This is a genomic window from Chromobacterium sp. HL1, assembly GCF_057418835.1.
The window spans coordinates 3,868,410-3,881,051 of sequence record NZ_CP162399.1 but is presented as its reverse complement, the minus strand read 5'-3'; the positions used below and the strand labels follow the sequence as shown (position 1 = coordinate 3,881,051).

The following is a 12,642-nucleotide window of genomic DNA, read 5'->3' as shown; positions in this document are numbered from 1 at the left end:
GCGCGCTCGGAAAACGCGGCTGGGCTGGGGGTCTTACTCGGTCTTGGCCCAATCCAGTTTCAAGTCCGGCGTCTTGGCCATCAGGCCCAGGTGCTCGTCCATGATGAATTCGATCTTGGCCAGCTTGTCGGCGGCGTCGGCGGCACAGATCATGTCCAGGGTGTCGTCCTGGCGCTGAATCCGGCATTCGCCGATCGGAAAGTGCACATGAGCCTGGTGGCTGTCGAACTCGACGGGCACTTTCAGCGCGTAGTGCTTACACAGCTTGTACAGCACCTTGTCGGCATTGGGCGTGGTCAATTGGGCGCGGCTGCTCAACATCATCAATTCTCCAATCGTAAAAACGGGAACAGGCAGTTGGCGAATCCGGCGGATTCGGCAACTGCCGTGCGGTGTTTCCGGCCCGTCCGGGGACGGGCCGTCAGGGTGCGGCTTAGAACTTGCCGGTCAAGGTCAGCCAATAGCGGCGGCCCTCGTCGACCATCCAGTTGCCATCAAGACCGCCGTCGCGACCGCGGTCGTCGATCGCGACGGTGCGGTCAGCCAGGTTGTACACGGCGAAGTTGACGTCGAAGCTCTTGTTCAGCTTGTAGCTGCCGCCAAAGTCCCAAGTGCTGGAACCGCCTCGGCTACGGGCCACATTGGCGCCGTTGCGGAAGCCGGTGTAGTACTGCTTGCCTTCAAAGTTCAGGCGAGTGTACAGGTCCAGCTTTTCCATCGGCGCCCAAGCCAGCTTCACATTGCCGGCGTGTTCCGGCGTCTTGTCCAGAGGCATGCCGTTCAGCGACTGGCCAAGATAGCTGGTTTCCTTGCCGCCTTCGCGCTTGGACTTGGTGTAGGTGTAGTTGCCGGACAGCGTCCACTTCGGCATGAAGGTCCAGCTGCTGGACAACTCCAGGCCGCGGATGTTGACAGAGTCTACATTGTCATAAACATAAATGCGGGCAGGTGTAACTCCTGGAGCGTACTGATTGGAAAACTTGTCAGTACCGTAGCTCACCACCTTGTTCTTGAAGTCGTTGTTGAACAGGGTGGCGTTGGCGCTCAGGCCTTTCTCATCGTCGAAGTGCAGGCCGATTTCGTAGGAGGTGCTCTCTTCCGGCTTCAACTGAGAGTTGCCGCATAGGATGCCAGGACCATTCTGTGCTCCCGTACGCATGCAATAACCGTCAGTGCTTTGGCGGATAGTTGGCGCCTTGAAGCCTTTGCCGATACCGCCCTTTAGTGTCCACTGAGAGTTCAGGTGCTCAACCAGATAAACGCGCGGGGTGAAATGGGTGCCGAACAAGCTGTGATGGTCGACGCGGCCGCCGGCGGTAATGGTTAGGCTGTCGGTGGCTTCGAAGCTGTCCTCGGCAAACAATGCCCAGGTATTGACGGTGACCTTGTCCGGATTGGCCGGGCCGACGAAGCCGGCAATGGCTTCTTGGGCACGCATGCCGGAGCCGACTTGCTGACCCGCTTGGGTGCCGATTTTCACGGTATGGCGATCCAGCAGGAAGGTCAGTTGGCCGTCCAGCGTGGTGTTGGTCAGCTTCAAGCCTTTGCCGTCGTCCATGTTATTGACCGAGTGGCTGGGCTTATCGATTTCCTGATACAGGGAGACATTGGAGCGTACATTGCCGTACTTGCCGTTGTGGCTCAGGCTCCAGTGGTCGCGGACGTCAAAGTAGTCATCCTTAGTATTGGAAACGAGCTTGCCGTTCCGGTCTTTCACTTGGGCCGCGACGCTTTTGCCTGGCGTAGTGGTCTTGCGCAACTCGTTATGACCAGCCTCGAAGGTGATCTCGTGGTCCTGATTCGGAGTGAAGCTCAACTTGGCGTTGATGTCGGCCACATGGCTGGCGACTTTGCCGCCGTCGCCGCTCTTGCTGTAGAAAATATTGTCTTCGGCCTGGTTATTCATTGCGCCGTAGACTTGCAGCGACAGCAGGTCCTTCATCAGCGGGCCGCCCAGCCAGAAGCTGCTCTGGCCGGTATTGCCTTCGTTCGAATGTTCGGCGATGGTGCCGCCCAGCGTCATCGAACCATGCCATTCCTTGGGCGCTTTGCGGGTGATGATGTTGACCACGCCGCCCATCGCGTCGGAGCCGTATAGCGAGGACATCGGGCCGCGCACCACTTCGATGCGCTCAATCGCCTCCATCGGCGGGATCTGGTATTGCTGGAAACCGCCGGTGCCGCGGCTGCGGGTTTCGCGGGTGTTTTGACGGCGACCGTCCACCAGGATCAGCGAGTATTCGCCGGGCATGCCGCGGATGGCGATGTCCTTGTCGCCGGGGCCGGAACCATTGATGCTGACGCCTTCCAGATCGGTCAGCGCGTCGGTCAGATTGGTGAACGGTTTTTTCGCCAAGTCTTCACGGGTAATCACCGAGATGCTGGCCGGGGCTTGTTTGATTTTTTGCTCGTAACCGGAAGCGGTGACCACGACCGAGGGCAGCGTGGCTTCGACTTCCGCCGCGTGGGCGGCGGGCAGGTAGAGGGCGGAAACCGCCGCGGACAACAGGGCAAGGCGCACGCCGTGACGGGCGGCGGAGTCAAAGGTTTTCATTATCGTGGATACCTGGAAATCATCACATGAACGAAGCCCATTTGATCCGCGTCCCGGCAAGGCCGGCGCTGTGTGCATGCCGTTGGCGTTTAGTTTGCGCAAGGAATGTCAAATGGGACCATAAGTATCCCACCGAATTAATGCGAACGCAAATGCGAATCGTTATTGATTGAGGGTGTGATTGTACTCGGTCGCCACAAATCTGGCGCGGATATGACCTGGCTCAAACTTTGCGCGGGGTGGGAGAAATGGCGAAATGGCTTGGGAACCAAGGCGCTATCCGCCAGTCTCAAGCCTGTTCCGGACTCAGCGCCCTACCTGAATCGATGCCTATTCGTCTGCCCTTGCTACTGTTGCTAACGTGTCTGCTGCTCTTGCCGCAGGCGGGTTGGAGCATGGGCGGACGCGTGGACGCCAGCGCGCCCTGCGTCTGGATGGCCGACGACGGCGCGGCTTGCCATACCCAGCCGGCCAGCGCCGCTCAGGCCGCCGCTTGCTGCCAGTTGCCGGCCGCTCCATGGCCGGCGGCGCCCAGCCTGCCCTTGCAGGCGATCCGCCCGGTGCTGCAGGCCAAGGCTGAAATAGTGTGGTCCGGTTTCATCCCCGCGCCGCCGGAGCGGCCTCCCCAATCTGTTGAATGATTCTTTTTTTGCGCCAACCGCGGTTTTGCGGGCTGGTTCGCTTTTTCATTCAAATAGCATTGGATTTCATCTCATGAATAAACGCATGTATTGGGCCGCCGCCGCGCTGGCCGTTTCCTTGATGTCCCCCGTGGTGGCCGCCGCCGGCGGCGTGATGCACAAGGACCCGTATTGTGGTTGCTGCTCCGCCTGGGCCGAGCATATGCAAAAGAACGGCGTGGCGCTGCAAAGCCGCAACGAGGCGGATATGTCAGCGTTGAAGGCCCGCTTGAAGGTGCCGGCGGATCTGCGTTCCTGCCATACCGCCGAGATCGGCGGCTATGTGTTCGAAGGCCATGTGCCGGCGGATCTGGTGAAGAAGGTGCTGAAGGACAAGCCCAAGATCGTCGGCCTGGCGGTGCCGGGCATGCCGATGGGCAGCCCGGGCATGGAGGGGCCGAGCAAGCAGCCTTATCAGGTGTTGAGTTTTGATGGGCAGGGGAGGCGCAGCGTCTACGCCACGCGTTAAGACCCGCTAACAAAACCCCCTGATCCTGCGTTGCGCCTCCTTGTCGTACGACTTGTACTGCCTGCGTCGGCGCGCCTTGGCTCAGGTACGCTGCGCGGTTTTGTTAGCGACTCTAAGAACCTGTTTACGATCTGCTGCGCTGCGGTGGGATGGATAGAAAAGGGCGTTGGAAAAGACCTCAGAATGCTGATGTACCGTATGTAGATTCCGCTTCTTCGGTTGTTTCCGCCTTGTCTCGCTCTCGCTCGCAAGACTTGGAACAGACTCTAGATTAGCGATGCGCCAGCCGCCTTGCAGCGGCTTGCTTGAGTGTATGACGGGCGTTCCGGCAGGTCGGAACGCCCGTCTTGCGTCAGCGCATTGAGAACGCCTCGTGGTGGAAAGCCGGCGCCTGCGCGCCGCGTTGTTTCAGGCCGCGTCGCAGCGCCTTGCCCAAGCCTTGCGGGCCGCAGAACCAGACCTCGTCCACTTCCGGCAGCATGCCGGCGTTCAACTGTGCCCCGGCTTCGCTTTCGATCAGATGCAGCCGCACGCCGCGCTGGCGACAGGCCTGGCGCATTTCTTCCAGCCGCGCTGCTTCGCCGCGGTTGCGCACGCAATAATAGAAATCCACGTCGAGCTGCTTCTCCTTCAGTTCCCGGCTTTGCAGCCAGGCCAGGAAAGGGGTGACGCCGATGCCGCCGGCTACCCAGGCTTGGCGCGCGCCGCCGCGCGGCTGGAAGCGGCCGTAAGGGCCTTCCACGGTGACGGTCTGGCCGATCTGGAGTTCGGTTGGCAGGCGGCGGGTGTAATCGCCCAGCGCCTTGATGATGAAACGCAGCCGGCCGTCGTCATGGTCGGCGCTGGCGATGGTGAAGGGGTGGGCGCCTTCGGCGGCGTCGAAGCTGACCAGGGCGAATTGTCCGGCGCGGTGGCCGGGCCAGGCGTCCATCTGGCAGATCACTTCCAACTGTCCGGCCGGCAGCGTTTCGATGCCGCACACCCGGCCGGGGTATTGTTGTCGCTTGCCGATGCGGCCGGCCAGCGAGTAGAGCGCGCAGCCGGAGCCGATCAGCATCAGCGCGGCCAGCAGCCAGCCCACCGGCTGCGCCCACATCTCGGCCGGCATCAGGATCAGGCCGTGGAAGGCGCCCATCAGGTAGAGCGGGGCGAACAGCTTGTGAAGCTTGCGCCAGAAGCGATAGGGCACGGCGCGCAGCAGCGCCAGGATCACCATGGCCAGCACCGCCCAGGCCGCCCATTCGCCCACGTCCTTGGCCAGCGAGACCAGCGGGTCTTTGCCGCCGCCGCCGCTTCTGACGCGGGGAGCGACCCAGTCCAGCGCCAGCATCAGCTTGGGCGACAGCTTGATCAGCCAGTGAGCCGCCAGCAGCAGGCCGGCGGCGATGCCCAGCTGCTTGTGCAGCGCGTAGAGGCGGTCCAGGCCGCCCAGCAGCGGTTCCAGCCGGCGCGGGCGCGCGGCCAGCAGCATGGCGGCGCTCATGACGGCCATCAATTGCACGCCGCTGAGCAGCACCAGTTCGTGTCGCCATTGCCAGTAGTTGGCCGGCAGGCCGTTTTGCCACAGGCTGGCGGCGGCGTACAAGGCGCCGCTGGCGAGCAGCAGGCTGAGCAGGGGGAGTCTAGGGTTCATCGCCTTAGTCCTTTCTTGCGATAGGGGATTAAGGCGATTGGAACACCGCAAACTTAAGCGCAGCTTAAACGCGGCGCGGGGGCGGGTTTAGCGCGGCGGCGCGTCGGCGGCTAAGGCGCCGCCGCCCAGCGCCTTGTACAGCGCGATCAGGTCGGCGGACAGCGTTTGCCGCGCGGCCAGCCGCTGTTCGCGCAATGCGGCAAGCTGCAATTGCGCTTCCAGCGCATGGCTTTGCGCGGCCTCGCCGACGGCGACGCGCTGGCGGGCGTAGCCAAGCTGGCGTTGCAGCGCGGCTTCTCCCTCGGCCAGCCGGGCGTCCTGGACGCGGCCGGTCTGGCTGCGCAGCAGCGCGGTTTCCACATCGGCCAGCGCTTGCAGCACCGCCTTGCGGTATTGCGCCAGCGCGGCGTCGTAGCCGGCCTCGCGCGCCCGGACCTGGGCTTGCAGCCGGCCGCCGGCGAACAACGGCAGGCTGAGCTGCGGCCCCAGGCTCCAGTAGCGGCTGGCCTGGGAGGCGAAGTCGCCGGGGCGGACGCTGTCCCAGCCGCCGCTGGCCAGCAGGCTGAAGCGCGGGTATTGCTCGGCCGCGGCCACGCCGATGTCGGCGCTGGCGGCCGCCAGCTGCCGTTCCGCGGCGCGCAGGTCCGGCCGGCGCAGCAGCAGTTCCGACGGCAGGCCGGCGGCGGGCGCGGCTGGCAGCCGCGGGGCGGGCGCGGGGGTGTCCAGCAGCGCGCGCAGCTGTTCCGTCGGCAGCGCGGTCAGCGGGCCCAGTGCGGCGAGCGCGGCCTGGCGGGCGGCGAGCAGCGGTTGCAACTGTGCGTCGGCGCGCAGCTTTTCGGTTTCCGCCTGATCCAGTTCGCCGGCGCCGGCGAGGCCGGCCTGGACTTGCAGCCGGCTCAGCCGCGCCAGTTCCGCGCGCCAGCGGGCCTGGGCGGCGGCGTTGTCGGCGCGCAAGCCCCAGTAGCGGTAGTCCAGCGCCAGCCGCGCGGTTTCGGCGGCCACGCGCAAGGCGGCGTCGGCGGCTTGTTCCCGGCTGGCGTCCAGCCGGGCGCGGCCGGCTTCCATGCTGCGGGAGGTATGGCCGAACAGATCGATTTCCCAACTGGCGTCGAAGCCGGCGCGGTAGTCGGTAAATAGGGTCTGCGGGTTGGCGAAGGGGATATTGGCCAGCGCTTCGCCGCGGCGGCTTAGTTGGTCGCGGCTGACGCGGCCGCCGGCGTTGAGTTGAGGCCATTGCGCGCCGGTGTTGATCTCCAGCGCGGCGCGCGCCTGGCGGATGTTGGCGTCGGCGCTGGCCAGGTCCGGGCTATGGCGCAGCGCGGCGCCGACCAGGCGGTTCAGCGCCGGGTCCTGGAAGGCCTGCCACCAGCCTGCGGCTTCCGGCTCGGTTTCCGCGCTGGCGGCGGGCAGCAGTTGCGCCGGCGTTGGCGGCCGGTAGTCGGGGCCGACGGCGCAGCCGGCGAGCAGGGCTAGCAAGACGCAGATGGCGAGGCGAGATGGATTCATTGTCCGCTCCGGTGACGGAAGATCAGGTAGGCCAGGCCAAGGGTGGCGGCGGCGATGAGCAGCAGCGGCCACAAATGTGGCCAGGCCTCGGCCGCGCCGTAGCCTTTGAGAAACAGGCCCTTGATCACGATGATGAAATGGCTGAGCGGGTCCGCGGCGCTGAGCGCGCGCAGCGGCCAGGGCATGTTTTCCACCGGCGCCATATAACCGGACAGAATCACCGCCGGGGCCATGAAGCCGAACACGCCGAGAAAGGCCTGCTGCTGGTTGGCGCACAGCGCCGAGATCAGCAGGCCGCAGCCGGACAGGGCCAGGCCGTAACACAGCATGGAAAGATAGAGCAGCGCGACGCCGCCGCCGAAGGGTACTTGGTAGATCCATACCGCGGCGGCGGAAATGACGCTGCCTTGCAGCGCGGCCACCAGCATGCCGGGCACGGCCTTGCCGGCCATGATGTAGCCTGGCGTCAGCGGGGTGACCAGCAATTGGTCGAACGTGCCTTCCTCGCGTTCGCGCGCCAATGACAGCGCGGTGACCATCAGACAGCCTATGGTGGTGATGATGGCCACCAGGCTGGGCAGCACGAACCAGCGGTATTCCAGATTGGGGTTGTACAGATGGCGAACCAGCAATTGGGCCGGCGGCGGCGCGGGGCTGAGTTCGCGCGCGTACTGGGCGACGATTTGCTGGGCGTAGCCGAAGGCGATTTGCGCGCTATTGGAGCGGCGGCCGTCGATGACGGCTTGCAGCGGCGGCGCGCTGCCTTGAGCCAGCCGCCGGGAGAAATCCGGCGGAATGCGGATGGCCAGCAGCGCTTGTTGGCGGTCTATGGCGTCGCGCAATTGGGCTTCGCTGCGGATATTGAGCAGCTGCGGAAAAGCCTGGGCCGCGGCCAGGCGCTGGGACAGTTCGATGGAGGCGGCGCCGCCGTCCTGGTTGTAGATGGCCAGGGTGCTGTTCTTGACTTCCAGCGTGGCGGCGAAGGGGAACAGCAGCAGTTGCAACAGCACCGGCATGATCAGCAGCCGGCGGCTTTGCGGGTTGGACAGCAGGGCCCGCAATTCTTTGTGGATCAGGGTTAGCAGTGAGTGCCACATGAGAACCCTTTCTAACCGTCCAGCCGACGGCGGAATTTAAGCGCGGTCAGCCCCAGCCAGAAGGCCGCGGACAGCAGCAGCCAGACGGTGTTGAGCAACAACACCGGCCAGATGTCGCCGGCCTGGAACAGGGTTTGCAGCGCGTTGACGAAATAGCGCGCCGGCACCAGATAGGTGGCGGCCTGCACCGGCGGCGGCATGCTGTTGATCTCGAATACGAAGCCGGACAGCATGGTGGCCGGCAGGAAGGCGGCGGTGAGCGCGCCCTGGGCGGCGACGAACTGGTTGCGGGTGATGGTTGAGAGCAGCAGGCCCAGGCCGAGGGCGCTGCCCAGGAAGAGGCTGCTGACGATGAACAATAGCCACCAGGAGCCGCGCAGCGGCACGTCCATCAACAGGGTGGCCGCCATCACGCAGACCAGCATCGCGGCCATGCCCAGCAGGTAATAGGGCAGGATTTTGGACAGCAGCAGTTCGGCGCGGGTCACCGGCGTGGACAGCAGCGCCTCCATGGTGCCGCGCTCCCATTCGCGCGCCACCACCAGAGAGGTGAGCAGCGCGCCGATGATGGTCATGATCACCGAGATGGAGCCGGGCACCAGATAGTTGCGGCTGACGGTGTCGGGATTGAACCAGTAGCGCGGCTCCAGCCGCAGCGGGGCCGGCGGCGGCTGGCCGCGATCCTGCGCGCGCTGGGTCTGCCAGATCTGCCAGGCGCCTTGCAGATAGCTGGCCAGGAAGTTGGCGGTATTGGGCTCGGCGCCGTCGGTGAGCAGCTGCGCCGCGGCCGCGCCGCGCCCCTGGAGGGTTTTGGCGGAGAAGTCGGCGGGAATCACCACCATGCCGCGCACTTCGCCGGCGGCCAGCCGCGCGCGCATCTCGGCGCGGTCATGTCCGGGATGGACTTCCAGATAGGGCGAGCCCGCCAACGCGTCGGCGAAGCGGCGGGCTTCGACGCCGCTGTCTTCCAGCACCACGCCGATGCGCACCTTGTTGGCGTCCAGATTGATGCCGTAGCCGAAGATGAACAGCAGCACCATCGGCAGCACGAAGGCGATCAGGATGCTGCTGGGGTCGCGCACGATCTGCATGGCTTCCTTGCGGCACAAGGCCAGCAGGCGCGCGGGTTTGACGGCGGCGCTCATGCGGGGGCTCCGGCGCGGTCGTCGGCCGTCACCAGGCGGATGAAGGCTTCCTCCATGGTGATGTCTTCATCGACGCCGGCGGCCTGGCGCTTGAGCTGGTCCGGCGTGCCGCTGGCGATCAGCCGGCCGCGGTAGACCAGGCCGATGCGGTCGCAATATTCGGCCTCGTCCATGAAATGGGTGGTGACCATCACGGTGACGCCCTTGTCCACCAGGCCGTTGATATGGGTCCAGAATTCGCGGCGGGTGATGGGGTCGACGCCGGAGGTGGGCTCGTCCAGAAACAGCAGCGGCGGCCGGTGCATCAGCGCGCAGGCCAGCGCCAGCCGCTGTTTGAAGCCCAGGGGCAGCGCGCCGGCGAGCATGTCCAGATAGGGCGCGAGCGCGAACACGCGGACCATTTCGGCGACGGTGTCGCGTTGCGTCTGGCCGCTCAGGCCGTAGATGCCGGAGAAGAAGTCCAGATTGTGGGCGACGCTGAGATTGCCGTAGAGCGCGAATTTCTGCGCCATATAGCCCAGCTGCCGGCGCGCGCGGCTGGCGCTGCGTTTCAGGTCTATGCCCATCACGCTGGCCTGGCCGGCGCTGGGCCGCAGCAGGCCGCACAGCATTTTGAAGGTGGTGGATTTGCCGGCGCCGTTGGGGCCGAGCAGGCCGTAGATCTCGCCGCGCCGCACCTGGAAGTCGATATTGTCGGCGGCGACGAAATCGCCGAAACGGCGCGTGAGCTGTTCGGCGCGGATCACCGCCTCCGGGTCCACGCCGGCCGGCAGTTGCGCCGGCGGCATCTGCTCGGCCAGGCCCGAGTCGCCGCCGGGGCCGCCGCCCAGCAGTTCGATGAAGGCGTCCTCCAGCCGCGGCGGAACCACGACGAAACAGGCGTCCGGCCCGGCCTGCAAGGCGCTCAGCTCAGGCGGCCGGCCGGCCTGGCGCAGCACCAGGCGCAGCGCCTGGCCCTGGATCACCCCGTCCAGCACTTGCGGCTGACGCAGCGCGCGCCGCAGTATCTGACGAGGGTTGCCGGCGATGCCGCGCAGCTGCACGCTGCGGCCCTCCATGCGTCGGATCAGCTCGCCGGGCGCGCCGGCGTAGCTCAGCTGGCCGGCGTTGATCAGCAGCACTTCGTCGCAGCGTTCGGCCTCGTCCAGATAGGAGGTGCTCCATAGCACGGTCATGCCGCCGGCGGCCAGTTCGCCCACCATCTTCCACAGCTCGCGCCGGGAAATCGGGTCGACGCCGACGCTGGGCTCGTCCAGCAGCAAGACCCTCGGCTCGCCCAGCAGCGCGCAGGCCAGACCCAGCTTCTGCTTCATGCCGCCGGACAGTTTGCCGGCCGGCCGCGCGGTGAAGCGGGCCAGGTCGGTGAAGGCCAGCAGGCGTTCGAAGCTGTGCCGGCGGCGCTCGCCGGTGACGCCGCGCAGATCGGCGTACAGCTCCAGGTTTTCCAGCACCGTCAGGTCTTCGTACAGGCCGAATTGCTGCGGCATATAGCCGATCAGCGCGCGCAGCGCGTCGCCGTCGGCGATGGGGTCCAGCCCTTCGACGCGGACGGCGCCGTCGCTGGCTTGCAGCAGGCCGGCCAGCAGCCGCAGCAAGGTGGTCTTGCCGGCGCCGTCCGGCCCGGCCAGGCCAGTGATCGCGCCGCGGCGTATCGTCGCGTCTATGCCGGCCAGCGCCTCGTGCGCGTCGAAACGCTGGCGCAAGCCGCGCAGGACGATGGCGTTTTGCGCGTCCATCTCAGCGGCCGTCCGCCAGCGTCACCGTCACCGGCATGCCCTGGCGCAGCGCGGCGTCCGGGTTTTGCACCACCACGCGCAGCCGGTAGACCAGGGCGGTGCGCAGGTCTTGGGTTTCCACGTTCTTGGGAGTGAATTCGGCGCTGGGGGAGACGAAGCCGACCACGCCGTCGTAAGGCTGGGCGCGGCCGTCGCTGCGGACCTTGACCTTGGTTCCGGGGGCCACCTTGCCCAGCTCGGGCTCGGCGACGTAGGCGCGCACCCACACCGGCCGGGTCAGCGACAGGGTGAACACCGGGCCGCCGGCGCTCAGCATGCCGCCGGGTTCGACCGCGCGGGTGAGGATGACGCCGTCGGCCGGGGCCAGCAGCCGGGTGTCGGCCAGTTGCAGCTGGGCCTGAGCCTGCTGCGCCGCCGCGCGTTCGGCGTTGGCGTCGGCCTCGGCGATTTCCTCCTTGCGGTAGCCGCGCTTGAGCGCCTGCCATTGCTGGCGCGCCGCCTCGGCCTGCGCCGCCGCCTGGTCGCGTTGCGCGCGGGCCTCGTCCAGCGCGCGTTGGGCGGAGGCGCCGGTGTCGGCCAGTTGGCGCTGGCGCTGGTAGGTCTGCTCGGCATTGAGCCGCGCGGCGCGACGCGCGTCCAGATTGGCCTGCGCCTGTTCGATGTCCTCGCCGCGCGGGCCGGCGCGGTACAGCGCCCTGCGCGCCTGTGCGGCGGCCAGGCCGGCGTCGGCGTCGCGCAAGGCGTTCTGATAAGGCTGCGCGTCCAGTTCGCCCAGCAGCTCGCCGGCGCGTACGCTGGCGCCTTCGTCCACGTTCAGGCTCCGCAAGCGGCCGGCCACCCGGAAGGACAGACTGACTTCGCGGATGTCGACGTTGCCGGACAGGCTCAGGCGTTCTTGGGCGAGCTGCCGTTGCCGCCAAGCGTAGCCGCCTCCGGCGATCAGGGCGACGACGATGAGGCCGATGAGCAGAGGGGGACGCTTCATGGCTGTGGCTCCAATGGGCGCAAACCGCGCAGCGCCCATTGCAGGCGTTGCTCGATATGGCGCGGATCGATGGCGTAGGTGTTGAAAGCTTGCTGGATCAGGCCGGGCAGCAGCGGCTTGCCGGCGATGATGTGCTGGGCCAGCGCCGGCAGGCCCAGCGCCGCCATCAGGAACAGCGCTTGGTGCAGCGGGTCGCCGCGTTCCAGTTCGCCGGCCTGTTGCGCGTCGGCAATGCTTTGCAGCAGCAGCTTGGGATGGCGGGGCGCCAGCGTGGACAGAAAGCCCTGCGCGGCGGTTTCGCCGGCGGCCGCGTCCAGCAGCATGTGGGCGATCAGCTCGCCGTGTTCGGCGACGAAGGCCAGCAGCTGACGCAGCAGGGTCTGCAGCCGCGGCAAGGCCGACGCTTGCTGCTGCAACTGCGATTGCATGTGCCGGAACAGCGGCGCGTACCAGTTTTCCAGCAGTTCGGCCAAGTAGCGGTCGCGGCTGCCGAAGTGGTAGACGAAGCTGCCCGGATTGACCCCGGCGCGCTGGCACAGGCCGCGCACGGTGAGCGCGCGCAGGCCGGCCTCCTTGGCCATGGCCAGTCCGTAGTCCAGCAATTGCTGTCGAGTCGCGTTGTTCGGTTTCATACATCTATTCTTATACGAATGTATAAGTTCATGCAAGCCGAATTTGTACATCTGTATAAATCATCGGGAATTCCAGGCGGCTCGCCAAGTGCTTGTTTTCAAAAGCGGCCGTCGCCAGCCCTGCGGCCGCGGGCAAATTCACCGCGCGGCGGCATGTGCCGGCGGAAAATAATCGGCCATAATTGGAGCGTCGGCGCTCCGCCGC

At 66.2% G+C, this 12,642-nt stretch carries 11 protein-coding genes; 2 read left to right on the top strand and 9 right to left on the bottom strand.

Going from position 1 to position 12,642, the window contains the following annotated elements:
• Positions 1 to 33 precede the first annotated feature (33 nt).
• Positions 34 to 324, bottom strand: a complete 291-nt coding sequence (locus tag AB1Z25_RS17695) for a DUF2218 domain-containing protein (RefSeq protein ID WP_227104831.1) — start codon at positions 322 to 324, stop codon at positions 34 to 36.
• A 109-nt stretch (positions 325 to 433) separates the two neighbouring features.
• Entirely contained in the window at positions 434 to 2,554 is a 2,121-nt protein-coding gene (locus AB1Z25_RS17690; protein WP_486635800.1) for a TonB-dependent receptor domain-containing protein, read from the bottom strand.
• Between the two features lie 326 nt (positions 2,555 to 2,880).
• Between AB1Z25_RS17690 and AB1Z25_RS17685 the strand changes: the two genes are divergently transcribed.
• A complete protein-coding gene (locus AB1Z25_RS17685) occupies positions 2,881 to 3,195 on the top strand; it encodes a hypothetical protein (protein ID WP_253313764.1) in 315 nt (104 codons plus the stop codon).
• Positions 3,196 to 3,268: 73 nt separating this feature from the next.
• Positions 3,269 to 3,703: a DUF411 domain-containing protein gene (locus AB1Z25_RS17680; RefSeq protein ID WP_486635799.1), complete on the top strand. Its 435-nt coding sequence runs from the start codon at positions 3,269 to 3,271 to the stop codon at positions 3,701 to 3,703.
• Between the two features lie 352 nt (positions 3,704 to 4,055).
• Here the strand turns inward: AB1Z25_RS17680 and AB1Z25_RS17675 are convergent, their stop codons facing one another.
• The 7 genes from AB1Z25_RS17675 to AB1Z25_RS17645 all read right to left on the bottom strand — a co-directional run bounded on the left by AB1Z25_RS17675 (position 4,056) and on the right by AB1Z25_RS17645 (position 12,437).
• A complete protein-coding gene (locus tag AB1Z25_RS17675) occupies positions 4,056 to 5,336 on the bottom strand; it encodes a ferredoxin reductase family protein (RefSeq protein WP_486635798.1) in 1,281 nt (426 codons plus the stop codon).
• A gap of 87 nt (positions 5,337 to 5,423) precedes the next feature.
• Positions 5,424 to 6,842 (bottom strand): efflux transporter outer membrane subunit, encoded by a 1,419-nt coding sequence (locus AB1Z25_RS17670; RefSeq protein ID WP_486635797.1) that lies wholly within the window; start codon positions 6,840 to 6,842, stop codon positions 5,424 to 5,426.
• Entirely contained in the window at positions 6,839 to 7,939 is a 1,101-nt protein-coding gene (locus AB1Z25_RS17665) for an ABC transporter permease (protein ID WP_107800462.1), read from the bottom strand. The genes AB1Z25_RS17670 and AB1Z25_RS17665 overlap by 4 nt, the downstream gene beginning before the upstream one ends.
• 11 nt (positions 7,940 to 7,950) lie before the next feature.
• A complete protein-coding gene (locus tag AB1Z25_RS17660) occupies positions 7,951 to 9,084 on the bottom strand; it encodes an ABC transporter permease (RefSeq protein WP_486635796.1) in 1,134 nt (377 codons plus the stop codon).
• Positions 9,081 to 10,820, bottom strand: a complete 1,740-nt coding sequence (locus AB1Z25_RS17655; RefSeq protein ID WP_486635795.1) for an ATP-binding cassette domain-containing protein — start codon at positions 10,818 to 10,820, stop codon at positions 9,081 to 9,083. Before AB1Z25_RS17655 ends, AB1Z25_RS17660 begins: the two co-directional genes overlap by 4 nt.
• 1 nt (position 10,821) lies before the next feature.
• Complete coding sequence (hlyD, locus tag AB1Z25_RS17650; RefSeq protein WP_486635794.1) at positions 10,822 to 11,805, bottom strand: secretion protein HlyD; 984 nt, start codon at positions 11,803 to 11,805, stop codon at positions 10,822 to 10,824.
• Positions 11,802 to 12,437, bottom strand: a complete 636-nt coding sequence (locus AB1Z25_RS17645) for a TetR/AcrR family transcriptional regulator (protein WP_486635793.1) — start codon at positions 12,435 to 12,437, stop codon at positions 11,802 to 11,804. Before AB1Z25_RS17645 ends, hlyD begins: the two co-directional genes overlap by 4 nt.
• Between the last annotated feature and the right edge of the window lie 205 nt (positions 12,438 to 12,642).